General features: G+C 51.9%; 21 protein-coding genes, 4 tRNA genes and 1 pseudogene. 19 read left to right on the top strand and 7 right to left on the bottom strand.

The genetic code is table 11. The annotated features are described in order from the left end of the window. Positions 1-99 precede the first annotated feature (99 nt). The 4 genes from E2566_RS20175 (at position 100) to E2566_RS20160 (ending at position 628) form a co-directional block, all read left to right on the top strand. Positions 100-176, top strand: a tRNA-Arg gene (locus E2566_RS20175). A 117-nt stretch (positions 177-293) separates the two neighbouring features. Next, a tRNA-His gene (locus tag E2566_RS20170) sits at positions 294-369 on the top strand. Positions 370-421: 52 nt separating this feature from the next. After that, positions 422-508: transfer RNA gene (locus E2566_RS20165), tRNA-Leu, on the top strand. Positions 509-551: 43 nt separating this feature from the next. After that, positions 552-628: transfer RNA gene (locus tag E2566_RS20160), tRNA-Pro, on the top strand. Positions 629-803: 175 nt separating this feature from the next. Here the strand turns inward: E2566_RS20160 and E2566_RS20155 are convergent. Then, entirely contained in the window at positions 804-1,613 is an 810-nt protein-coding gene (locus tag E2566_RS20155; protein ID WP_107168962.1) for a transporter substrate-binding domain-containing protein, read from the bottom strand. Between the two features lie 254 nt (positions 1,614-1,867). Between E2566_RS20155 and E2566_RS20150 the strand changes: the two genes are divergently transcribed. Next, a complete protein-coding gene (locus E2566_RS20150) occupies positions 1,868-2,944 on the top strand; it encodes an iron-containing alcohol dehydrogenase family protein (protein WP_107168961.1) in 1,077 nt (358 codons plus the stop codon). A 63-nt stretch (positions 2,945-3,007) separates the two neighbouring features. On the opposite strand, the gene E2566_RS20145 is transcribed toward E2566_RS20150, so the two are convergent. Further along, positions 3,008-4,309: a histidine-type phosphatase gene (locus tag E2566_RS20145; RefSeq protein ID WP_107168960.1), complete on the bottom strand. Its 1,302-nt coding sequence runs from the start codon at positions 4,307-4,309 to the stop codon at positions 3,008-3,010. 248 nt (positions 4,310-4,557) lie between these two features. Between E2566_RS20145 and purB the strand changes: the two genes are divergently transcribed. The 7 genes and pseudogenes from purB to E2566_RS21920 all read left to right on the top strand — a co-directional run bounded on the left by purB (position 4,558) and on the right by E2566_RS21920 (position 12,036). Beyond that, a complete protein-coding gene (purB, locus tag E2566_RS20140) occupies positions 4,558-5,922 on the top strand; it encodes an adenylosuccinate lyase (RefSeq protein WP_014916939.1) in 1,365 nt (454 codons plus the stop codon). Positions 5,923-5,931: 9 nt separating this feature from the next. Further along, positions 5,932-6,474, top strand: coding sequence for a GNAT family N-acetyltransferase (locus E2566_RS20135; protein WP_107168959.1), 543 nt, complete (start codon positions 5,932-5,934; stop codon positions 6,472-6,474). Next, entirely contained in the window at positions 6,471-7,262 is a 792-nt protein-coding gene (locus tag E2566_RS20130) for an amino acid ABC transporter substrate-binding protein (protein ID WP_107168958.1), read from the top strand. The genes E2566_RS20135 and E2566_RS20130 overlap by 4 nt, the downstream gene beginning before the upstream one ends. Positions 7,263-7,401: 139 nt before the next feature. Beyond that, complete coding sequence (locus tag E2566_RS20125; protein WP_011095665.1) at positions 7,402-8,073, top strand: amino acid ABC transporter permease; 672 nt, start codon at positions 7,402-7,404, stop codon at positions 8,071-8,073. Positions 8,074-8,082: 9 nt separating this feature from the next. After that, complete coding sequence (locus tag E2566_RS20120; RefSeq protein WP_107168957.1) at positions 8,083-8,844, top strand: amino acid ABC transporter ATP-binding protein; 762 nt, start codon at positions 8,083-8,085, stop codon at positions 8,842-8,844. Positions 8,845-8,921: 77 nt separating this feature from the next. Continuing rightward, entirely contained in the window at positions 8,922-10,079 is a 1,158-nt protein-coding gene (locus tag E2566_RS20115; RefSeq protein ID WP_107168956.1) for a M20 peptidase aminoacylase family protein, read from the top strand. A 1,033-nt stretch (positions 10,080-11,112) separates the two neighbouring features. Further along, a pseudogene (locus E2566_RS21920) lies at positions 11,113-12,036 on the top strand (group II intron maturase-specific domain-containing protein). 167 nt (positions 12,037-12,203) lie between these two features. Here E2566_RS21920 and hemY read toward each other — a convergent pair. Genes hemY through hemC form a run of 4 tightly spaced genes read right to left on the bottom strand, consistent with a single transcriptional unit; the run spans position 12,204 to position 16,226 of the window. Continuing rightward, positions 12,204-13,397, bottom strand: coding sequence for a protoheme IX biogenesis protein HemY (gene hemY, locus E2566_RS20105; RefSeq protein ID WP_107170513.1), 1,194 nt, complete (start codon positions 13,395-13,397; stop codon positions 12,204-12,206). Between the two features lie 2 nt (positions 13,398-13,399). After that, positions 13,400-14,524, bottom strand: a complete 1,125-nt coding sequence (gene hemX / locus E2566_RS20100; RefSeq protein WP_107170512.1) for a uroporphyrinogen-III C-methyltransferase — start codon at positions 14,522-14,524, stop codon at positions 13,400-13,402. A gap of 23 nt (positions 14,525-14,547) precedes the next feature. Then, a complete protein-coding gene (gene hemD, locus E2566_RS20095; RefSeq protein ID WP_107170511.1) occupies positions 14,548-15,288 on the bottom strand; it encodes a uroporphyrinogen-III synthase in 741 nt (246 codons plus the stop codon). After that, a complete protein-coding gene (gene hemC / locus E2566_RS20090) occupies positions 15,285-16,226 on the bottom strand; it encodes a hydroxymethylbilane synthase (protein WP_107170510.1) in 942 nt (313 codons plus the stop codon). Before hemC ends, hemD begins: the two co-directional genes overlap by 4 nt. 605 nt (positions 16,227-16,831) lie before the next feature. Between hemC and E2566_RS20085 the strand changes: the two genes are divergently transcribed. Both E2566_RS20085 and E2566_RS20080 read left to right on the top strand, forming a co-directional pair. Beyond that, on the top strand, positions 16,832-19,390 hold the full coding sequence (locus E2566_RS20085; protein WP_107170509.1) for a class I adenylate cyclase: 2,559 nt from the start codon (positions 16,832-16,834) through the stop codon (positions 19,388-19,390). Between the two features lie 48 nt (positions 19,391-19,438). Further along, positions 19,439-20,611 (top strand): MFS transporter, encoded by a 1,173-nt coding sequence (locus E2566_RS20080; RefSeq protein ID WP_107170508.1) that lies wholly within the window; start codon positions 19,439-19,441, stop codon positions 20,609-20,611. A 37-nt stretch (positions 20,612-20,648) separates the two neighbouring features. Here E2566_RS20080 and cyaY read toward each other — a convergent pair whose 3' ends face one another. Further along, positions 20,649-20,969, bottom strand: coding sequence for an iron donor protein CyaY (gene cyaY / locus E2566_RS20075; RefSeq protein WP_107170507.1), 321 nt, complete (start codon positions 20,967-20,969; stop codon positions 20,649-20,651). A gap of 77 nt (positions 20,970-21,046) precedes the next feature. On the opposite strand from cyaY, the gene lptM reads away from it, so the two are divergent. From lptM to yigB, 5 genes are all read left to right on the top strand, one after another. Next, positions 21,047-21,214, top strand: a complete 168-nt coding sequence (gene lptM / locus E2566_RS20070) for an LPS translocon maturation chaperone LptM (RefSeq protein WP_286010455.1) — start codon at positions 21,047-21,049, stop codon at positions 21,212-21,214. A 77-nt stretch (positions 21,215-21,291) separates the two neighbouring features. After that, positions 21,292-22,116, top strand: coding sequence for a diaminopimelate epimerase (gene dapF, locus E2566_RS20065; RefSeq protein ID WP_107170505.1), 825 nt, complete (start codon positions 21,292-21,294; stop codon positions 22,114-22,116). Then, positions 22,113-22,817, top strand: coding sequence for a DUF484 domain-containing protein (locus E2566_RS20060; RefSeq protein WP_107170504.1), 705 nt, complete (start codon positions 22,113-22,115; stop codon positions 22,815-22,817). The genes dapF and E2566_RS20060 overlap by 4 nt, the downstream gene beginning before the upstream one ends. Further along, a complete protein-coding gene (gene xerC, locus E2566_RS20055; RefSeq protein WP_107170503.1) occupies positions 22,814-23,749 on the top strand; it encodes a tyrosine recombinase XerC in 936 nt (311 codons plus the stop codon). The genes E2566_RS20060 and xerC overlap by 4 nt, the downstream gene beginning before the upstream one ends. Continuing rightward, positions 23,749-24,465 carry a 5-amino-6-(5-phospho-D-ribitylamino)uracil phosphatase YigB gene (yigB, locus tag E2566_RS20050; protein ID WP_107170502.1) on the top strand — a complete coding sequence of 239 codons (717 nt, stop codon included), beginning with the start codon at positions 23,749-23,751 and terminating at the stop codon, positions 24,463-24,465. Before xerC ends, yigB begins: the two co-directional genes overlap by 1 nt. The last annotated feature ends 71 nt before the right edge of the window (positions 24,466-24,536 follow it).

Genomic DNA, 24,536 nt, shown 5'->3' with positions numbered 1-24,536 from the left:
TTGAAATGAGCAAAGCATAAGCAAACGCATCATTTCGATAAAAAAGCACTAGACAGCCAGTCGCTAAGTCCGTAATATCCCGTCCCGCAACGGCGCTAAGCGCCCGTAGCTCAGCTGGATAGAGCGCTGCCCTCCGGAGGCAGAGGTCTCAGGTTCGAATCCTGTCGGGCGCACCATTATATTGTGTAAACGAGTATGTTGTGTGCAAGAGCTGCGGTGGTACACTTTTCTTCTCAAAGAAAGTATCCCGTAAAAAGGAAGTACCGCGTAATAAGATGTAAAATGTGGTGATGGTGGCTATAGCTCAGTTGGTAGAGCCCTGGATTGTGATTCCAGTTGTCGTGGGTTCGAGTCCCATTAGCCACCCCAGATTTAGCAGTAAATTAGCGATTTTTCGTTAATAAAATAGTTTGTGAGTTATGCGAAGGTGGCGGAATTGGTAGACGCGCTAGCTTCAGGTGTTAGTGTTCTTACGGACGTGAGGGTTCAAGTCCCTCTCTTCGCACCACACAAACGAGAACATCAGTGATGTTCACAAAAAGCAGTAAATTCGGCGAGTAGCGCAGCTTGGTAGCGCAACTGGTTTGGGACCAGTGGGTCGGAGGTTCGAATCCTCTCTCGCCGACCAATTACAAGAAAAAGCACATCGAAAGATGTGCTTTTTTTTTCGTCTGAAAATCATGTCACGACGATAAACCCTAATTTTTTATTTGAGATTATACGGGTAGAGTGCGGATATGAACGGTTGTGTCTCCGCACTTTGATTTTTACCAATAGACTGGATTTTTACCGATAGGCTGTTTTTATTGAGCCTTGGATTCATGCCCCAGCACACCATCGTCACCGAAATACTTTTCGGCCAATCCGTTCAACTGGCGGTTGCTTCTTAATGTGTCGAGCTTTTCGTTAAAAGCGGCGAGCAGGGTGTCGCCTTGTGGATTTTTAGCAAACGGAAAACTAACGAGTTCATGAGATAACGGCTCCCCAACCAACTTGAGCGGCAGTTTATGTTTGTTGATTTCGGCTAGTAGAATCGGGCGTGAATTGACATAGCCCTGTACGCGGTTATTGATGACATCATTGACCGCACCATCCCGAGTCTCGTAGGTTCTAATGGTAATATTGTTTTTGGGAAAAGCGTTACGCAGGTTCGTGACGTGTGTCGATCCTAGAACCCCTGCAATTGTTTTTCCGTCCAGGTCGGACAAAGACTGGATATCGTCATTTTTTATACTTGTGACCACTTGTGAAGCATAAGTGAGGTAGGATTTAGAAAAATTGTATTTTTTCTGACGAGCCTCGGTTTGGACGAAATTATTCGCGATAGTATCAAGTTTTCCTGCCTCTAACTGCCCCAACAAACCGCTGAAGTCCGACGTTGTCCACTCGACCTTATATCCCAGTTCATTCGCTATTTTTTCAGCGACTTCTACATCATAGCCAACGAGTTTACCGTTTTCTTTATAAGAACCTGGAAAACTCTGTCCGGTGGTTCCAATGCGTAAAACCTGTGGCTGATCTGTAGAAGTCGAATTATCACACCCAGCTACGGCGACGGCGATCCCAGCCGCGAGCAAGAGTGTTTTAGGTTTAATAAAGAAGCGTGCTTGCATAGTGGAATCCCTATTCCCTAGTGTCATGATGATATTAATTTGGGTTTTAATATAATTATTTGATAGATATAGATTTAAGAGCCTAAAGTGAACTATATCACTGCGAAAAATGAGTGGTTTATATCGTAACGCTATAATTTATTCCCTTTGCTTTCGTTACAAATTTCATCGGGATTCTTAAACTAATAAACCAATCTATGGGCTTTCCTCGTGGTTATGAAAGAATGGCAACTGCCAGTTAAAAAGGAATTCTTGTGTTATCTATAAAATCTCCCCTTGCTTATCATCATCAGGCTGATTTGTGTCGTCATGTCGGTGGACTGATTCACTCGTTTAGTCAGAACATTGCGATTTTAACCAGCCCAAGTGCCTGGCAAGCGGTTGAGAATGAAGTGACTGGCAGCCTTAAGAACAACGGAATTGCTTTTGATGTGCATTTCTTAACCGGAGAATGTACGCGTGAAAGTGTGGAATACCACCGTGAAAAAATTGCACGGAATAACATTCAGTTCGTCGTAGGGATTGGCGGCGGGCGTGTGCTGGATTGTGCTAAGGCCATAGCGGATGGACTGGAAAATGGGCAGGTCGCCACACTACCAACGATAGCGGCGACCTGTGCGGCCTGGTCGCCAATTAGCATTCTTTATAATGATCAAGGTGGGCATCAGGGGACTGTTGTGCTCAAACGGATGCCTGTCCTTGTCATGGTTGATAGTTCCGTCATTGCACGTAGCGATGCACGTTACTTGAAAGCCGGGATCGTTGACGCGTTGGCGAAATGGTATGAATTTCAGCCGTACTTGATCTCGTGTAGCGATAGTCTGGCACTGAGTCTCAAGATACAGGCCGCCACTTTTGCCCGTGATATCTTTGAACAATGGGGAGAGCAGGCGATACGCGATAACGAAAATCAGCAGGTGACGCCTGCGTTGCAGAAGGTTATTGATGCGGCGATTGCTGGTGCGGGACTGGCTAATAGTATGAGGGATGAAAACCCTGCTCCGGGTGTTGCTCATGCTATTCATAACCGTTTGACCTATATCCCCGAATTGCACGATTGGCTACATGGTGAAAAGGTCGGATTTGGATTGCTAGTACAATCTCTTCTGGCTCACGACAGCAAGTGTGTTGATGAGGGTTTATTGGAGCAGTTATATCGCTATGATATGCCTTTATCGCTTCCGATAGCAGGGGAGCAATATGAGGAAACGGTGAAGCATATCGTGACACACTTTAAATTCCCAACGGATAGCGCGGCGTTATTGCCGTTCTCTCTCTCTCCTGACGCACTGAGCCGCGCGATTCTGGCGGTGGAAAATGTGCGTAGATAGCCATGCTGTCCTGCCGGATTCATCAACCCGGCAGGATATTACTGTTTTCGATGAACTCGCGAACTATGGCGCGTAATACACCATCGCTAATGCGCTGCTATCGATACTTTTTCGCATTGATTCGAGCGTGGTATCAAAAGGACATAGCGTGCCTTGTTCTGTCTGCTGGCAGCCCTGAGACGTAAATTCCTCTTTCAGTAACGGCTGCTGCTCGCCCAGCGGTGTCAGCGAACGGATCTGATCCAGCGACTGTGTCTGGAAATAAATACGCAAAAAACGCTGCTGAGTCGTGGTATCGCGCCAGCGCTCAAAGACCAGACTGCCCGCGGGCGGGATGTTATCGGCGGTATCACCGGGTAGTTGCCAGTGAAATTGCAATAGCGTGCGCAGATAGGCGATGTTAGTGTCGTGGGCGACATACAGCAAGTAAGGTACTGCCGGCGGCTCGCCTTGTGCGGTGTCCTGTTCTGCTGATGTCCCTTGCGCCAGCGCCTGTGCGATTTGCTGCATCAATAGCGAACCGCCGCGCTGTGCAATGTAGGGAACATCATTGGTGACGTCGTATTTAGCCGTCATTGGAGCCATCAGCGGGGTGAGATCCTGCGTGTTGCGGACATGGCCGAAGGCAACCTGTGCCAGCGGCAGGTTTTCGCTATATTCCAGCAGGAAAACCTCGCTCATATTTGCCAGCGTATTTAGGCCGCTGATAGAGGTTGAGCCGTCTTTATCCTGTTTGAGCGCCCACGGTTTATCAAACACCGGGCAGGGTTTGTCTGCTGCGCATACGACCTGTTTTAACCGCTCGATACTGGGCTTAAGACGCTGATAGGCACTATCCAAGTCGCCGCCCATCGCTTTCAACACCTCGGCTTTTGCCCGTTCGGGGTCGAGTGTGCCAATTCCCATTTTATCCCCGTGGAACAGCGGATCGTGCTTTTCATCCTCAACGGCATGCGTCGCAACGCCGCAGCCGGGGAACATGCCGTCCATGTAGGCCTGCGCGGTTGCGCGAGTGCGCTGTAACGGGCTGGCAAGCACATAAATCTGCTGCTCTACTGGGCAACCCGAAGCGAACAAATGCTGCTGACGGTAATATTCGCCCTCATAGCGGCCTTTTAGCACGGTGGCGGCATAGCCATGTCCGGTTAACTCGCCATCCCTTGTTACCCACTGCGGCCATTGTCGTGCCGTGCCGGATTCTAACGCGGTCGTGTTGGATTCGGTCGGTGGACGAACGCCATGGCGGCTGACTTCAACCACCTTCTCCAACTGGTAGCGATCCTGGGCTTGGGTAGAGAACGTTGAAATAATCGGTATGACAATCAATAAAATACGGATCGTTCGCGATGTGTGGTGGGAAAGCATGATAATCCTTCGTCAGCAGTGATACGAGCAAGGGATTTCATTGTAGAGAGGAGAAAGTGACAAGCGGGTTTCTCAGCCCAAGAGAGAGTGTTAGCGAACGTTTCCAGATGCATACTTTGCAATCAAACTTTTTGATCTAAGATAGATCCGAAAGGTATAAAGCGCATAATTTCCGCATGTTATATTTTTAAAAATTAAAAAGACGACATAAAACCCCGCCTGATAAATCCAACACTAACGAGTTAATTATGGCATCACATCTTATTGATTTTCTTCTTATAGGGAATAATTTTGGCACGCCTGAAATGCGCGGCGTTTGGTCTGAGCATAACCGCCTGACTAAACAGGTCGAAGTAGAAGTCGCCCTGGCGCTTGCCGAGGGTGAACTGGGTGTCATTCCGCTGGATGCGGCAAAAACCATTGCAGAAAACGCTGACGCAAGCGCGCTTAACGTTGAAGAGATTGCAAAAGATGCCGCACGCATGAAGCACTCTCTGATGCCGACGATTGCCGCGATTCAGAAACAGTGTGGCGCTGCGGGTGAGTTTATTCACTACGGCGTGACCACGCAGGACATCGTTGATACCGCGACAGTGTTACAGCTGAAACAATCTTTTGATATTGTCGTCAGAGATACACAATTGCTGGCCGTTGAACTGAAACGTCTGGCGAAGAAATATCAACATACGCTGATGGCCGGCCGTACCCACGGTATGCAGGCGCTGCCCACCACGTTTGGCTTCAAGCTGGCCGTCTGGCTGGATGAATTTATCCGTCACCTCGAACGTCTGGGTGAAATCAAAGAGCGTGTTTTGGTCGGTAACATCAATGGTGCCATCTGCACCTATGCCTCTTTTGGCGAGCAAGGGCCGGAAATTGAGCGTTTGACGCTGGATAAACTGGGGCTGAATACGCCGAATATCGGCTGGCAGTCTGCCCGCGATCGCTTCTCCGAATATGCCTCCGTTACGGTGCTGATCAGCGGTACGCTGGGCAAAATCGGCAACGAACTGTATAACCTGATGCGCACCGAGATTAACGAAATTGAAGAACCGTTCTCTGAAGGGAAAATCGGTTCTACCACGATGCCGCATAAACGTAACCCTGCCGCGTTGGAAGGGCTGGCGAGCCTGACAGCACCGCTGTTTAAGAGCGCCGCGCTGATTCATGAATCCATGAAAGTTGAGCATGAGCGTGATGCGATGAGCTGGCGTGCGGAGTGGATCGCGCTGCCGGAAATCAACATCTATCTGTCTGCTCAGCTTCAGAACGCGCTTGGCATCCTGCGTGGCATGTCCGTCAACGAGAAGCAAATGCTGGCGAACCTCGATCTGCAAAATGGCCTGCTGCTGTCCGAAAAAGTCATGTTCGAGATTGGTAAACGTCTCGGTAAGCAGACTGCTCACCATTTGGTTTACGAATGCTCTATGCAGGCATTTGAGCAGAATCAGTCCTTTAAATCAGTATTGCTAGCCCATCCGGTGCTTTCCGAACAGGTGACCGCCGCCGATCTGGACGAATGGCTGAATCCGGCGAACTACGTCGGCAGCGCGCCGCAAAAGGTCGATGATGTGATTCGCTATGCGGATAACTCCGGCTTGTTACCAGCATAAGGTGAAACCATGAGTATCGTATTTCGTCAGGCTACGCTTGCGGATGATGAAACTTTTTTGGCGCTGGCGCTGGCGGCGTTTGAGCCGATTCGTCAGCTCGGTATCAATTTTTCCGCCGCCCATGCGGATATCGACATGGTGCGCACACATATCGCCTCACACGGCGTTTATGTGATGGAAAAAGGCGGGGAAATGGTGTCGTCATTCACCATCCGCTATCCGTGGGGGCCTGAGCCTGGCCCGTTCGGTCTACCGCATCTGGGCTGGTTTGCGACGCACCCTGGCTATAAAAAACAGGGGTTGGGTAAGCAAATGATGGGCTGGCTCGAAGAAGAAATTCTGATTAACCAGCTCAAAGCGCCGGCGGTGTCGTTGGGCACTGCGCAAAACCACCCGTGGCTGATTGAGATGTACAGAAATTATGGTTTCAGGGAAGTCGGGCAGACGAATCTGGGAAAAGGACACCTGACAATCTGGATGGAAAAAATCCTTGATAACCAATTGTATGACCAGTGGAAAGATAAAAACTCAAAAAGAGAGGCAGTAAAATGATGAAAAAAGTAACGTTGTCTGTTCTGGCGCTGACGACCGCCTTTCTTGTTGCCGGCTGTGATTCTGGGAAGAGCGGCACCGAGCAGGAAAAAGTATTGAAAGTGGGTTCAACAGGCCAAAGTTATCCAAGTGGTTTTAAGCAAGATAACAAGCTGGTTGGGTTTGACGTTGAAGTCACGGAAGCCATTGCTAAAGATCTGAACTACAAAGTTGAGTGGGTTACCGCTGATTTCAGTGGCCTGATGGGGCAATTGGAAGCGAAAAAGCTGGATACCGTGGCAAACGTGGTAGCCATTACTCCTGCGCGTCAGGAAAAATACAATTTCGCCCAGCCGTACAGCTTCTACGGCAGCCAGATTGTGACGCATAAAGACAACACGGATATTAATACATTGGCCGACCTGAAAGGGAAGACGGTTGCTGGGGTTCTGGGTTCTAACCACGTTAATAACCTGAAAAAAGCCTTTGCCGATGGCAGCGTAAACATCCGTACCTATGAAACACGCGATGGCGCGATGAACGATGCACTGTCCAAACGCGTTGAAGGCTACGTGAATTCACGTCCGATCCTGCTGGCGGAAATCAATAAACGTAATCTGCCGTTCAAACTGGTTGGCGAACCGCTGGTGATTGAAGAAGTCAGCTTCCCGTTCCATAAGGACGAGAAAGGCGATGCGCTGCGTAAACAGTTCGATGCACAATTGACGAAAATGCGTGAAGATGGACGTCTGAAATCTATCTCCGAAAAATATTTTGGCGAAGACATCACGGTATCACCGGCTAAATAACCTCACGTTGTCATCTCGGCTGAGTCGCCATCTCGCTTGATGACTCGTTATGTAGCCAGATGATTTGTTATATAGCCAATAGTCATAACCCTGTTCCACCGGCGCAGTATGGCCGGTGGATGCATTAATGGTATTACTTATGAATATCGATCTTGCCTACCTGTTAAAGGTCTTTCCCCAGGTATTAATGTATTTGCCGACCACGCTGTTTCTTGCCGTGGTATCGATGTTTTTTGCTATGGTTCTCGGCCTTATCCTGGCGTTAGTCCGTGAAAGCAAGATCGTCGTCGTGGTAAAAATCGTTGAGCTCTATATCTCGCTGTTCCGCGGCATTCCATCGCTGGTTCAGCTGTTTATTATCTATTTCGGCCTGCCGCAGCTATTTCCTGGTTTATCCAATCTGGATGCGATGACGGCCGCGATTATCGGCTTTAGCTTGAAAACCTCCGCTTACATGGCCGAGATTTTCCGTGCGGGTCTGGCCTCGGTGGATTTCGGCCAGACGGAAGCGGGCCTGTCCATTGGCATGAGCAAAGCGCAGGTCTATCGCCGCATTGTGTTGCCGCAGGCGATGTTGAATGCGCTGCCAGCGACGGGGAACACCTTCATTTCCTTGATTAAGGATACCTCGGTAGCCTTCGCGCTGGGTGTCTCCGAACTGTTCGCGGAAGGCAAGATGATTGCCGCTGAATCTCTGCGTTTCTTTGAGACCTTCCTGGTCGTGGGTCTGATTTACTGGATGGTGATTGTGGTTTACGCCTGGCTGCAAAAACAGCTGGAGAAGAAACTGAATCACTCGCTACAGCGATAAGGGGCTGACATGATCAGTGTAAAGAATCTTTCTAAACGCTTTGGCGATCAGGTGGTGTTGGACAACATTAGCCTCGATATCGCGAAAGGCGAAGTCGTGGCGATTATCGGCCCATCCGGTTCGGGTAAATCCACGCTGCTACGCTGTCTGAACCTGCTGGAAACGCCGGAGTCAGGCACGATCAAAATTGGCGACCAAACGCTGGATACGCATCGTTATTCCTCCAAGGAGGCCTACGCGCTGCGCCGTCAGACGGCGATGGTGTTCCAGAGCTATAACCTGTTTAAGAACAAGACGGCGCTGGAGAATGTAACGGAAGCGCTGATTGTCGTGAAAAAAATGCCGAAGAAGCAGGCGGATGAAATCGGTCTGGCGCTGCTGGAGCAGGTTGGTCTGTTGCCGCAGGCGGCGCAGTATCCGGTGACGTTGTCCGGCGGGCAGCAGCAGCGCGTGAGTATTGCACGTGCGCTGGCGGTCGATCCGAAAGCCATTTTGTTTGATGAACCGACCTCGGCGCTGGACCCGGAAAGGGTACACGAAGTGCTTCAGGTGATTCAGAAGCTGGCGAAAAACGACACTACAATGGTGATCGTTACCCATGAAATGCAGTTTGCGAAAGAAGTGGCCGACCGGGTGATCTTCATGGCGGATGGTCACATCGTTGAGGAAGGTCCGGCAGAGCAGGTGATTAGCTTCTCGGACAACCCGCAAACCCAGCGTTTCCTGCGTCAGTTGACCAAGCTGCCTGAGCCGCTTGAATACGATATTTAACGCACACGTAGACACACCTGCACGCCTGAACAAGGCCGCCCTGCCAGACAGGGCAAGATAATGTGGAGCAAGAATTGATGAGAACAGCACCTCAGCACGAGCCTCTGGCTCAGTTTATTCAGGCATTTCGCCACGATTTACACCGCAACCCTGAACTGTCGAATCAGGAGTTCGAAACCACGAAAAAGATTCGTGCGGTATTGGAAAAAGAAGGGATTCGCGTTCTCGATCTGCCGTTGAAAACCGGTCTGGTCGCAGAAGTCGGTGGTCTACAGGATGGCCCACTGGTCGTGGTGCGATCCGACATCGATGCCCTGCCGATTGAAGAAGAATCCGGCGTAGAATTCACGTCACTCAACAAAGGGGTGATGCACGCCTGCGGTCATGACTTTCACTCTTCCGCTGCGTTGGGCGCGGCGATTTTGCTGAAGAAAATCGAGCCGGAGCTGAAAGGCACGGTGCGGATTTTGTTCCAGGCGGCTGAAGAAACCGGGCTGGGCGCACCGGAAGTGATTGCGGTTGGTGCGTTAGACAATGCGGTGGCGATTTTTGGTATTCACAACGATCCGACGCTGCCCGTTGGCGTCATCGGTGGGAAAGACGGTGCGCTGACGGCGGGCGTTGACCGCTTTGAGATCAAAATTGCGGCGAAAGGCTGCCATGCAGCGAAGCCGCATGAAGGCAACGATCCGATTATCATTCTGGGCCAGCTGATTTCTGCCGTACAGACCATCATCAGCCGCACGGTGTCGTCTGATAATAACGCGGTGGTGTCGATTACTCAGGTTCATAGCGGCAGCACCTGGAACGTTATCCCGGATACCGCCTACGTTGAAGGTACGGTCAGAACGTTCAACCAAGACGCGCGTGATTTGATTGAACAGCGTTTCCGTCAGATCGTAGCGGGTATTGCCAGCACCTTTGGCGCAGAAATTGAGTTCCTGTGGCACGCAGGACCGCCATCGGTGATCAACACGCCAGAGTGGGTTGAGTTTGCGCTGAACGTGGCAAGTGACGAAGGGTTTGAAGCACGCCGCGTGGAAGCCAGCCCGATTGGTGAAGATTTCGCGTTCTATCAGCAGAAACTGCCGGGTACGTTCATGATGGTCGGCTCCGGTGGACCGTATGCGCTGCACCACCCGAAATTCCGCGTTGACGACAGCGCACTGTTCCCGACGGCACACTATCTGTATCAGATGGCGAAGCAGAGTCTGGAACAGCTCTCCTCTCGCTAAGTTCTTCTGTTAAATAATGCAATCCGCGCCAGTTTTCCGGCGCGGATATTTTTTTATTTCTTCAGCTGAATTAGTAGCTTTGACAACACTGTCGGAAAAACACGACACTTGGGGTGATCGGGTGTCGCAAAAAAGAGACATTTAATTTATTGATTAATAATGATTAATATTTTATTTGATAAATTCGTCTCTGAATGGAGACAGTTTTTGTGAGTTCGATCTCGTTTTTACTCCCCAGTGTGTTTTTGCTTTTATCGCAGTGAAGAAATAAAAATAGTATTTATTATTAGTTGGTTATCATGAATTCATGAATCGATAGCAATAAAATTATGCATATTGGCATAATTTATGCTTAAATAAGCGGGTAGATGCTCATTCCACCTTCTATGCTTGCTTCGGCTTCATAATCCTGGGAATGACGCAGAGCCAATTTGAGGTGCCTATCGTCCAACTCCAGATGAAGATGTGAATCTCCATCGGGCTTTCCGGACATAACGTTGAGTGAGGCACCATACTGTTGTCTGACAGACCTGATATTTTCAACGCTTACCGTTTATCGGTAAGCGTTTTTTTTTTTCGGTGCGCCGAGCATGGCGCGTAGTGCCTTGACAGGCGCTGTCTGTTGACTGTGGTGGTTAACAGACGACTTGGAGGTGCAAGTCCTCTACACACCCGGTAAGGGGAAGTGTTAGCTGAACGGCAAGGGTGTTCACCGTGAGGTGAAATCTGAAGGAAGCTGAAAGCAAAATGCGGGTCTGACGAACAGGAAGCGGTTCAGGCGGCACAGCGGGGTAAGGCGGCCGATATCGTCAACGCCCAATACTTACACGGAACGCTGTGACGTAGAGCCGACAGACATATGCAGGAAGGTCACGCGAATTACCTCGGGAGCTCTGCCATTCTGCCACTGTGCTACCAATATCGAGAGGTGTTGGGAGGGAATGTCAGAAGTCAGCCGACGCCGTAGTAGTACTCATTGACCAGGAGCACGAAGGGCTGAACAGGTTAACCGTAATTAGGACACGGATACTCGATGTCGATTAATGATGCACAAGGGCAGAACATTGCCGCCATCAGTCAGGGCTGCGGACAGAATCCGCGAGCGCAACGTAGTGGTGCTGAAATCGACACGGCGGTCAGTGGGCGAACGAAAGCGGAAGTGCCGTTGACAATCGAAACGGTGACAGAGAGCCAATATGATGCTGGCCTATCAGCGCGTGGTGGAAAACAAAGGTGCGGCAGGGTAGATAATCTCAGCGTGTCAGCGTTAAAGCCGTGGCTGAAAGAAAACTGGGCAAGCATCAAAAGTGCATTGATGACAGGACATTATCTGCCCGCGCGATACGTAAAATGGACATCCCAAAGCCAGATGGCGGCGTGAGAACATTAGGTATCCCGACGGTAGCAGACAGACTTATCCAACAAGCGATAGCGCAGAAGCTGAGCGCTATCGTCGACCCGACCTTCTCAAATTCCAGTTATGGCTTCCGCCCGGCACGCAACGCATGGCAGGCAGTGCGTCAGGCACAAACAGGTTCGCTTAAAAGTGGCAGGCAGTAGTGTAGCGAGGTTAAAGGAAAAGCTGCGCAGTCTGACGACAGGGCATAACTCGGCGTCAATCCAGAGTGTCATCAATAAACTGAAACCGCTCCTCAGAGGCTGGATAAGTTACTTCCGATACACCGAGGTGAAAGGGGTACTGGAGGAAATAGATAGCGGGATAAACAGGAAGTTGCGTTGCCTGCTGTGGCGGCAATGGAAGCGTCCAGGCACGCGAGCGAAGAAGTTAATGCAAGCGGGTTTAACGGAAGAAAGGGCGTGGCGTTCAGCGAGCAACCAACGAGGAGCGTGGTGGAACGCGGGAGCGAGGCATATGAATCAAGCGATTAAAGTCTCGTGGCTAAGGAAGGCGGGCTTGCTATCACTACTCGAAGAACACAGGCAGTTCCAGAGTTAACCTGAACCGCCGTATACGGAACCGTACGTACGGTGGTGTGAGAGGACGGCGGGAGCGATCCCGCCTCCTACTCGATTCTGCTGAAAATGTTTGGTAACTGCCTGCTCCCGAAACATAAAAATAATAAGGCTCCAGAAAGGAGCCTTATGAAGGGGATAACCTGGTGATTAGTTAGCGGGTTGCTGTAGCGTGAGCAGTAGCCCCTCACGCCGCATTTGTGCCGCTTCATCCGGCAGATGCAGCCGCTCTAATGCATCTGCACGCCAGGCATAATCATACGCGTCTGGGCGCAGTTCCAACGCGGTGCGGAAGGCATCGCTTGCCAGCTGCCATTCACCGTGTTTCATCAGCAACTGGCCTAACGTGCTGTTTAACAGCGGCGTTGCACCGTGTTGCTTGATGTACTGATGTAGCATTTTTTCCAACTGCTCGGGGTTGCCAGCTTTGAGGCGAGGCATCAGCAGGATCAAACGTTCGTCATATTGACGTTTGAGCCCATCGAGAATGATCTTCTGAGCAGTATCATGATCGTCACACTCGATCAAATGTTCAGCCATCGCGATCTGAAGTGGAATCTCGTGACGTACTTTGCGGCTCTGATTATTCCACCATGATTTCAGCCCTTCGCTGCCACCATCTGCCATCGTTTGATTCATCAGGCCGATATAGGCCTGCTGTTGTAGATCCAGCAAACGCGCTTCGGGGTACAGATTGATCTTGCGCATCGCAGGCAGAATATCCAGCAGTGCGCTATAGGCGTGAGTGCGCAGGAAAGCCTGTTCCGCTAAACGCAACACTTCAGGGTGACGAGGTGCGACTTCCAGCAATTTGTCCACGCCGTGACGTGCAGCATGATCTTCATTACGGGCTAGCTGAATGCGCACGCGCGTAATATCTACCGGAAGCTGGTCGGTATCTGCAACTTCGGCGGCACGCTCCAGATATTGCTTGGTGCGGAATTCATCACCGCGCTGCTGCGCGGCTTCTGCTGCCAGTAGGTAGTTAACTACGGGCTGCTCGGCATGATCGGCATTGCGAGTTAGCAGTTTTTCTACCTGTAAATAATCCCCCTCGGCCAGCTTGAGCAGCGCAGCTTTGGTCTGCTTTCTAGCGCGGGTGCGTTTGCGACCGAGGAACCAGCCCCGCGTGCGGGAGCCGGTGCGAAAGAGCCGACGTAGCAGCCACTCTACCGCTAGAAAGGCGAGGAAAAATAGCACCAGCATAATAACCAGAGCGGTCACGCTGGTTTGAATGTCATAGTCATCCGTCTGAATCAGGACGTAACCTTGGTGACCTGCGACGATTGGGCCGATCACAACGCCTGCGATCAGGATCAGGAACAGCAATAAGACCTTTAGCATGCTCACTCTCCCTGCTGTGTGGCTGGTGCCTGAGCCAGTAAATTACGAACGCGCGTTTGCATCAATTTTTCTAACAGTGCCTGACTTTGTAACTCGGCTGGGACATCCAGTGAGACCGACTGTTGGCTTAAGGTATCCAACTGATCCAAAAAGGCCTGCGTCGTGGGGTCGGTGGTATCGAAGTAGGCGCGGACCCAGGTTGCGGCCGTTTCCAGCGATTGTTTGTACACTTCGTTCTGGTGACGAGGAATGGCCTGTGCGGCGACCAATAGGCGTGAGCGGATATTCTCACGTAGATATACATCCTGATTCGGTGCCAGCAGTGGTTCCGCGGCGCTGTCACGGCGGCGAATGGTGATGAAATCAGCCATGAAGTTGTGCCAGCTTTTGCTCAGATTCTGGCGCCACTCGCTCAATGACGCGGACAACTCCGTACTGTTAGCGTCCATCGGCGCTTCATCGGTGTTGTTGTCGGCGAGTTGCAAGTTGTCCAATTGGTCGGTGAGCTGGTTCACTTTGAGAATGATGCCATCAAAATCAACCTGGCTCACGCCAGCCAGCGCGCTGATATCGCTGGTCAATGCGCGACGGAGGTCTATCAGGCTAGGGTCGTTCATTTCTGCCAGACTGGCATCCGCGCTCTTCAACAATGCGCCTGCGGTGGTGACATCTTTGTCGCTCCACAGCTTGCGTCCTGCCAGTTTCACCAGAAAATCTGCCTGAGCGATCAGCCAGGTATTGGTGTCATGGCTGGAAAGTGCCGCCAGCTTATCGCGCAGCTCGTCTGATTGACGCGTTAATGCCTCAAGACGCTGTGTGGCGCTGTCCTGCGCTTTACTTTGCTGCTGCTGAGCGTCCAGCCACTGCTGCTGTTCTTGCTTATGCTGCTGTTGCAATGCGTTTAGCTGTGATTCCAGACGTTGAAGCGAGGCAGTTTCTCTCTGTGCCTGCTGGTGGCCGTGATAATACAAGCCCGCGCCTATTGCCAGCGCAACCACGATGGCGATCGCCCCTAGTATGGCACCACTGCGCTTGGGCTGTGGTACGGGATCTTGCTGCTGATGAGCGGGTTCAACCCGTTCAGCAACCTCGTCGGATGGAGCTGTGGGGGTATTGTGTTCCGTCATAATGGTACATCCCATGATCAGGTTTATTGTAGTGCGCGCACAAGCGCATCGTTATCGGCGTTATCGGCCACCCGGATATCATGCCAGCCGAACTGACGTGCCTGTTCTGCCAGTCGTTCACTGACGACGATCAACTGGCAGCCAAGTAACCAGGAAGCCCGATAGTAATCAGGTACTAAAGTATAGATCCGTTGTAGCATTTCTCCGCTGGTAATCACCAGCTTGTCGATGCCTATTTGCTGCCAGTGGCGGCTTTGTTCCGAACCATCATAGTGAACATCTCTACGCTGATAGCATTCACAGTAGATGACCTGTACACCCCGCTCAGTTAATGTTTCTCCCAATAATTCCCTTCCGCCATTACCGCGCAGTATTAGAGCACGTCTCCCTGCAACATCTTGCAGCTCAGGGAGCTGCAATAGCGTTTCGCTGGTTTCACGTTCAGGCGGATAGGTGACAGGGTGTGCGCTGATTTTATGCAGCGCCAGTGCTGTGGTTCGGCCAATGGCATAATAAGCGAGATGCGCAGGCCAGCTTATGCCCGTGCGTGCCAGCATGGGATCGGCGTAATGAATCGCGTGTTGTGAGAGTGCAAACACCAGATCGTCGGCGTGTAGCGCTTGTAATTGTGCAGGCAGACCAGCGAGTTCTCGTCCAGGCGAAAACTCGATCAGCGGGCTGTGCCAGGCGTGATAGCCGAGCTTCCTTAAACGGGTCACCAGTTGTTCGCCAGCGGGTGACGGACGGGTAACCAGAATCGTCATGATGAACTTGACCCTTGATAAACGGCCTGAAGGATGGCGCTAGCCCCTTTCGCTAACAGCTCTTCAGCCAAGGCAATACCGATTTTTTCAGCATCGACGATGCTTCCTTTACGTTCACCGACAATCATCTGGCTGCCATCCGGTGCACCAACCAGCGCGCGTAACCATAGCGTATCGCCTTCCAGCTCGGCGTAGCTACCAATCGGCACCTGACAGCCACCTTCAAGACGTACATTCATCGCACGTTCAGCCAGTACGCGGGCAGCGGTCTCGGTGTGATTGAGTGGAGCAAGGAGCTGGCGAATGCGATCGTCATCCAAACGGCATTCGATGCCGATAGCGCCTTGCCCGACAGCAGGCAGAGACTCTTCCGGGCTTAACGCACTGCGGATGCGTTCTTCAAGTCCAAGGCGTTTCAGACCCGCGACGGCAAGAATAATGGCGTCATACTCGCCGTTGTCCAGTTTTGACAGACGCGTGCCGACATTACCGCGCAAATCACGAATCACCAGATCGGGGCGCCGGGCGCGCAGTTGGCACTGGCGACGCAGACTGGAGGTACCGACACAACTGCCCTCCGGTAATTGATCGAGGCTGTCGTAATGATTGGAAACAAAAGCGTCGCGTGGGTCGTCACGTTCACAAATGGTGGTCAGGCCAAGGCCATCGGGAAACTCGACAGGCACATCTTTCATGGAATGAACGGCGATATCGGCGCGTCCTTCGAGCAGTGCTAATTCCAGCTCTTTAACAAACAATCCCTTACCACCAACCTTTGCCAGTGGCGTATCCAGAATGATGTCGCCGCGGGTTACCATCGGCACCAGTTCCACCTGTAAATCGGGATAGAGATGGTTCAAACACTGCTGAACATATCGTGCTTGCCATAGGGCTAGCGGGCTTTGTCGGGTGGCAATTCTAATAATATTGGCTAACATGCTTGATACCGTTTTTATCATTTTCCGCCATCGTATCACTGATGGTGCGTTGGTGTCAGGTTGTGGGCATGAGCGGCGCGCCTTTTAAAACGGTCTGAAATTCGGGTGCCGCAAATCTAGATATACTCTAAATAATTCGAGTTTCAGGACAAAAACGGCAAGGCGTTTTTGAACAGCGCTTGTGCTGACCCCGAAGGGGTGAGGCCATAAGGCCGAATAACGCGGCAAGGGAAGGAGTCCCGATGAGCTTACACAAGTAAGTGATTCGGGCGACTGACAAATCTGCCAAAGGCAGATTTGAACGCTGCTGGCAGCGGCCCCAACGGGGCGAGGTGCACGTAAGTGTACCGAGTAGCGCAGCCAACGCACATGCAACTTGAAGTATGACGAGTAAGGAGACCGGGCTGATGCAGTCGGGTAGAGAAATTCGCAATAAAGCAAGATAGATAAGTCTAACTTTCTTTACTTTCTTTACGCCCAATCAGCAAGGTGTTAAATTGATCACGTTTCCAGCAATAATTCGCCACACATTCTTCTAATTTTATCATTGGCGAGTTTGGAACACGGGGTTTTTCTAGGCACTGGGATAAATCAGGCGAAGCGTCTTGTACTTCTACATCGAGACTTTGAAGCAAAGACTGGATGCGATCAACCAACTGCGTGTTGACCGTGCTCTGGGAGCAATGAAGCCAGCTTTTCAGCAGGTTTACAGTCTTCTGCCCATTTTATTACATCATCATCACCCGTTGATGCCCGGCTACCTTGAAGGCAAGGTGCCTCACGGTATCTGCACTCACACGCCTGATGAAAAGCAACAACAGTACCTTGATGGCATCGCGTTGCGTTGGGGTCAGTTTGACAGCTCTCATCCGCAGGGCGAACTGCCGATCACGGGCATCTATTCAATGGGAAGCACTTCGTCTATCGGGCAGAGCTGTAGCTCTGATCTCGATATCTGGGTGTGCCATCAATCCTGGCTGGATAGCGAAGAACGCCAGCTCTTACAGAAAAAATGTACGCTGCTGGAGCAGTGGGCCGCTGCGCAGGGCGCTGAAGTCAGCTTCTTCCTGATGGATGAAAGTCGTTTCCGCCATAATGAAAGCGGTAGCCTGAGCGGTGAAGACTGCGGCACCATGCAACACATCCTGTTGCTTGACGAATTTTACCGCACCGCTGTGCGTATGGCGGGTAAACGTATTCTGTGGAATATGGTGCCGGTCGAAGAAGAATCCCACTACGACGATTATGTGCTGTCGCTGTACTCGCAGGGCGCGCTGGCACCGAACGAGTGGATGGATTTAGGTGGATTAAGCACGCTTTCGGCGGAAGAGTATTTTGGTGCGAGCCTTTGGCAGCTCTATAAAAGTATCGATTCCCCGTATAAAGCTGTGCTGAAAACGCTGCTGTTGGAAGCCTATTCTTGGGAATACCCGGATACCAGCCTGCTGTCGACTGAAATTAAAAAACGTCTGCATGATGGTGAGATTGTCTCTTTTGGCCTCGATCCTTACTGCATGATGTTGGATCGCGTTACGCACTATCTGACGGCGATTAACGATCCCACGCGCCTCGATCTGGCGCGTCGATGTTTCTATTTAAAAGTGTGTGAAAAGCTCTCCAGAGAACAAGCCTGTGTCGGCTGGCGGCGGCAGATTCTGAGCCAACTGGTGCAGGAATGGGGCTGGAGCGACGAGCATCTGGCCATGCTGGATAACCGCGCTAACTGGAAAATTGAACAGGTACGCGAAGCGCATAATGAGCTGCTGGATGCGATGATGCAGACCTATCGCAACCTGATCCGCTTCGCCCGCCGCAATAATCTGAGCGTCAGCGCGAGCCCGCAGGATATCGGTGTATTGACGCGTAAACTGTACGCCGCGTTTGAAGCGTTGCCGGGCAAGGTCACTCTGCTGAACCCACAAATTTCGCCTGATTTGTCAGAGCCGAACTTAACCTTTATCTATGTTCCACCGGGTCGTGCTAACCGTTCTGGCTGGTACCTGTACAATCAGGCACCGTCGATGGATGCGATCATCAGCCACCAGCCGTTGGAATATAACCGCTATCTGAACAAGCTGGTGGCGTGGGCATATTTTAATGGCCTGCTGACACCCAATACGCGCCTGTACATCAAAGGCAACGAGCTGTGTGATATCACGCGTCTGCAAGCGCTGGTGGACGATGTCGCCAGCCATTTCCCGCTGCGCCTGCCCGCACCTACGCCGAAGGCGCTGTACAGCCCGTGTGAAATTCGCCATCTGGCGATTATCGTCAATTTGGAACACGATCCGACGGCGGCGTTTCGCAATCAGGTGGTGCATTTCGATTTCCGTCATCTGGATGTATTTAGTTTCGGCCAGCAGCAGCAGTGTTTGGTCGGCAGTATCGACCTGCTGTATCGCAACTCGTGGAACGAAGTGCGTACTCTGCATTTCAGCGGCGAGCAGGCGGTGTTGGAAGCGTTGAAAACTATTCTGGGCAAAATGCATCAGGATGCGGCGCTGCCGGAATCACTGGAAGTGTTTTGCTACAGCCAGCACCTGCGTGGGTTGATTCGTACTCGTGTTCAGCAACTGGTGTCCGAATGTATTGAGCTGCGCCTGACCAGTACGCGTCAGCAGGAGCCTGGGCGCTTCAAAGCGGTGAAAGTGGCGGGGCAAACCTGGGGGCTGTTCTTTGAGCGGTTGAGTGTGTCAGTGCAGAAGCTGGAAAACGCGGTCGAGTTTTATGGCGCGATTTCTAACAATAAGCTGCAAGGCCAGCCCGTTCAGGTTGAAACCAACCATGTGCATTTACCGCCAGTGGTTGATGGTGTCGCGAGTGAAGGGATCATCCAATTCTTCTTTGAAGATGTGACGGAGAATCAAGGTTTTAATATCTATATTCTCGATGAGTCAAACCGCGTTGAGGTGTATCACCACTGTGAAGGCAGCAAGGAAGAACTGGTGCGCGATGTCAGCCGTTTCTATTCGTCTTCGCACGATCGCTTTACTTACGGTTCTAGCTTTATCAATTTCAACCTGCCGCAGTTCTACCAAATTGTACAGTTGGACGGCCGCACGCAGGTCATCCCGTTCCGCAGCAGTGCACTTTCTCATCTGTGCATTACGCCCGTGGTCGGGGATGAGGTAATGACGATGAAGCAGCGACTACAGATTCTCTAGTAGCCACCTGACACTCGGCTTTCAGCGTATTCAAAAAAGGATGTATTGATGGATTCGTTGCAACGCCGAAATCTGATACTGCTGGCGCTCGGACAAGGGCTGACCGGCAGTATTATTTCCCTGATGACGCTGTGCTCTACGCTGGTTGGCGTATCGATGACGCCAGTTCCTCTATTGACCACGCTGCCGATTACCGCAACGGTATGCGGCGCAGCGCTGATGATCTACGCCGTTTCCTCATTGATGACAAAATATGGCAGGCGCAATGCGTTCATCATCGGCACGCTGCTCGGGTTGTCAGGGGCGCTGTTGGCGGCGCTGGCGATTGTGCTACATAGTTTCCCCCTCTTTGTGTTTTCGACATTTGTTCTGGGAATGTCCTGCGCCTTTAATCAATATTATCGTTTCGCGGCTGCTGAAATTTTTACCGATAATCAGCAGAAAAACCGAGCAATATCATGGGTGATCAGCGGTGGTATTTTGGGGGGCTTCCTCGGTCCATTTGCCGCTAGCCAATCTTCTCAACTCTGGGCATCGTACCCGTTTCTCGGCAGTTTTATTGCCGCTGCATTTATCTGCATTGTGACATCACTGCTGTTGCTTGGTCTTAAATTGCCCCCGATGTCGATGATTACAGCCAGCGCTCAGCGTAGCGAACCGCTGGCGTCGATTCTGAAAAGTCGGGCATTTGTGTTGGGAACCGCAAGTTGTTCCGTCGGATTTGTGGTGATGACGCTATTAATGAACTCGGTGCCGTTGGCGATGCACCAGCACCACTTTTCCGTTGGCCACAGCGCGACGGTGTTGCAATGGCATTTTGTCGCTATGTATGCGCCTGCACTGCTATTAGTGCTGCTAGCGAAACGGTTGACGCCGGTTCAGGTTGTGGCGATCGGCGTGGTTTGTAACGTGGTTGGTGTGGTGGTCGCGCTGAGTGGTTTGACGTTCTGGTACTTTCTTTTTGCGCTGATGTTGTTTGGCATCGGGTGGGCGTTTATGTTCAACGGTGGAACATTTATGCTGAATGCTTTTACCCATTCTGTGCATAAATCTCGCTTGCAGGGCATTAACTCGTTGCTGATTTACCTGCCTAATGCACTGGCGTCGCTGTCTGCCGGTAGCCTGATGGCGCTAACCAGCGGCTGGCCGCTGGTGAATATGGTCGGTATTGGGATGCTGTTGTTGCTGGTACTGGTGCCGATCGTTCTGGGGCGGCGCTGAGGTATGCTGAACCGTGATGCCATTGAAAATGCGGCAGTTACTCGAAGTGAACGGTTTCCCCGGCCTGCGTCGAGCAGGCGGATGACAGCAATGTGAGAAAGTCTTCACCGCTGCGATTGCATATCCAGCGTTCTGCCTGAAGGGTGAAGTGGTAGCCACCTGCTTTGGTCGCTAACCAGATTTGGTGCAGCGGCTCCTGCCGATTAATCACGATTTTGCTGCCGTTCTCAAAACTCAGCGTCATCACGCCGCCGTTGATTTCGTAATCGATGTCGGCATCGCCCTCAAACCGATCCAGCGTTTCTTCCAACTGAAGCATGAGTTCGTCGGCTAATTGGTGGAACTCGCTATCGTTCATTTTCGATTCCTATTGATTTTCATGATCCACCTGCGATTATAGAGAGCATACGAGTATTAATGACAGGTCTTAACGTAATGAAAAACGTGTTTCGCCCACTTCTTCTGGTGTTATCAGTGGTAAGTTTACTCGGTTGCGGCCTGAAAGGTCCGCTTTATATGCCAACCGATAGCAAGTCCGGCGCGTCAACGACTCAGCAAAATGAGAACCAGCCGCCACAAAAGAAACCGTCAATGCGTCCTTAATGTGTGACGACAACAAATAATAACAGGTCACGTATACGTTTATCGCGCCCGGTTAAGTAAGCGGGGGAGTCAGGATAATGCAGTTCGCTAAGATGCACGGATTAGGCAACGATTTCATGGTTGTTGATGCCGTTACGCAAAACGTTTATTTTTCACCCGAACTGATTCGCCGTTTGGCGGATCGGCACTGTGGTGTGGGTTTCGACCAACTATTGGTGGTCGAGCCGCCCTACGATCCTGAACTGGATTTTCATTACCGCATTTTTAACGCGGATGGGAGTGAAGTGGCGCAGTGTGGTAATGGCGCGCGCTGTTTCGCCCGTTTTGTTCGCCTGAAAGGGTTGACCAACAAGCGTGATATCGCCGTGAGTACGCAGACTGGCCGGATGGTGCTCTCTGTGACGGATGATGAGCTGGTGCGCGTCAACATGGGTGAGCCGAATTTCGAGCCGCAACAGGTACCTTTTCGCGCGGTCAAAGCGGAGAAAACCTACATCATGCGTGCCGACGAACATACGGTGCTTTGTGGTGTGGTGTCGATGGGCAATCCGCATTGTGTGATTCAGGTTGAAGACGTGGAAACGGCGAAGGTGGAAACGCTGGGACCATTGCTGGAAAGCCACGAACGCTTTCCTGAACGCGCCAACATTGGCTTTATGCAGATTGTCGATAGCCAGACTGTCCGTTTGCGCGTATACGAGCGCGGCGCGGGAGAAACGCAGGCGTGTGGTAGCGGCGCGTGTGCGGCCGTGGCGGTCGGTATCCAGCAGGGATTATTGTCCGCGAAAGTTCGCGTATCGCTGCCGGGCGGAGAGTTGGATATTCAGTGGGATGGGCCGGGGCATCCGTTATTCATGACCGGACCTGCAACGCATGTCTACGATGGATTTATTCATTTATGAAGAATGTCGAGGAACAGGCAGAACGCGAGATCGCACTCAGTGACGAGATGGTTTTGCAGTTCCTGCAACAAAATCCTGATTTTTTTATCCGCAATGCGCGTCCCGTCGAACAGATGCGCATTCCTCATCCCGTCCGAGGAACCGTGTCGCTGGTAGAATGGCAACTGGCACGCCAGCGTAACCATATCACCCAGCTTGAGGAAGAAATCACGCTGCTGATGGAACAAGCGGGTGCGAATGAAGTGCTGTTCAACCGCCTGCTTGGGTTACAAACCGAATTGGCATCGGCGGATAGCCTCACAGATATGTTGGATCGGTTGCAGCGCTGGGCGCGTCAGCTTGGCCTGGCAGGGGCAACGGTTCGTCTGTTTAGCGACAAATGGCGCATTGGTGCGCCTTCTGGTTTTACCCACCTTGGGCTAAATCGCTCCACGTTTGAGCCGTTGCGCATTCAGCGCTTCGGACAACAGAACCACTACCTTGGCAGCCTGAATGGGCCGGAATTGTTACTGCTGTTGCCACAGGCTCGTCAGGTTGGTTCGGTTGCGCTGTCGCTGATGGGCAATCATCATGATTTGGGCGTGCTGATTTTCAGCAGCCGTGACAGCCACCATTATCAGGATGGCATGGGAACCGTGCTGCTTCAGCAAATGGCGATGATGTTGCCAGCGATGCTGGCGCGCTGGGTTGAGCGGGTATGAGCCGGCAGCCCGAACCATCGGCGTCACCTTCCTCTTCTCTTTTGCAAACTGATGTTGATGCTTTCCTGCGTTATCTGAAAGTAGAACGTCAGTTAAGTCCGTTGACGCTGACCAGCTATTCGCGCCAATTATCTGCGGTTATCACGATATTCTCCGCTGCGGGTGTGGTTGACTGGCGCAAGCTGGATGCTTCTGGCGTGCGCGCCGTAGTGTCCCGCAGTAAGCGTGATGGGCTACATTCAGCAAGCCTGGCGCTCCGTTTATCGGCGTTACGCAGCTTTCTCGACTGGATGGTGTCACGCGGTGTACTGACGGCAAACCCAGCTAAAGGGGTATCCACGCCGCGAGCCGGACGCCCGTTGCCAAAGAATATGGATGTGGATGAGATGAATCGCCTGCTGGAGATCGATCTGGACGATCCCCTTGCGGTGCGAGACCGTACGATGCTGGAAGTGATGTACGGCGCGGGCCTGCGTCTGGCAGAGCTGGTTGGCATGGACTATCAGCACCTCGATCTGGCAAGCGGTGAAGTCTGGGTGATGGGGAAAGGCAGCAAAGAGCGCAAATTACCGATAGGAAAAACGGCGGTAACCTGGTTGGAACGCTGGCTGGCGCTGCGTGAGCTGTTCGGCCCGCAGGATGACGCCGTGTTTATCTCCAATCAGGGGCGACGTATTTCGATGCGCAACGTGCAGAAGCGTTTTGCCGAGTGGGGTGTTAAGCAGGGCGTGAATAGCCATGTTCATCCGCATAAGCTGCGCCACTCCTTTGCGACGCACATGCTGGAATCCAGCGGTGATTTACGCGCGGTTCAAGAGCTGCTTGGCCACGCTAATCTGACTACGACGCAGATTTATACCCATCTTGATTTTCAACATTTAGCCTCCGTGTACGATGCTGCGCATCCACGCGCCAAACGAGGGAAACCCTGATGCATTTTTACCGACCTCTTGGTCCGATCCGTGCGATCACGTTCGATTTGGATGACACATTGTACGATAACGCGGACGTCATTCGACGCACAGGGCAAGAGTCAATCCGCTTCCTGCAAGCGTACCATCCTGCGCTTCGTGATTTTCAGGCGGATGATTTCCAAAACTTACGCCAGACCTTGCTAGAGCGTGAGCCGGACATCTATCACGACGTCACCGAATGGCGTCGCCGCGCGGTTGAACTGGCAATGTTAGATTGTGGCCTGAGTGCTGCGGAGTCGAAGCGTGGCGCAAAAGCGGCAATGGAAAACTTTGCCCACTGGCGTAGCCAGATTGCGATTACGGAAGAGACGCACCAGACGTTGGCAGCATTAGCCGCGCAAGTGCCGCTGGCGGCGATTACCAATGGCAACGCCGAACCGCACCGCTTTGGCCTCGATCGCTATTTTTCTTTCACCCTGCGCGCTGGTCCAGATGGCCGTGCCAAGCCGTTTGATGATATGTACCATCTGGCGGCGGAAAAACTCAATCTGCCTTTGCATGAGATTCTGCACGTGGGTGACGATCTCACCACCGATGTGGCGGGGTCGATCCGCTGCGGTATGCAGGCCTGCTGGATTAACCTGCGTGAAGGCAGCCTGACGCAGATTGGCGACGCCCGGCTGCTGCCGCATATTGAAATTTCGCGATTGGCATCGCTGTCGGCGTTGTTATAATCACGGCATTAATCTGTATAAATCACCAGTGGAAACGCCCCTGATATGCGCGGCGTTTCCCGTCACCGGAT

The organism is Pectobacterium punjabense (genome assembly GCF_012427845.1).
Classification (GTDB): domain Bacteria; phylum Pseudomonadota; class Gammaproteobacteria; order Enterobacterales; family Enterobacteriaceae; genus Pectobacterium; species Pectobacterium punjabense.
Note: the sequence above shows the minus strand (reverse complement) of the source record. Positions and strands in the feature narration are given on the sequence as shown.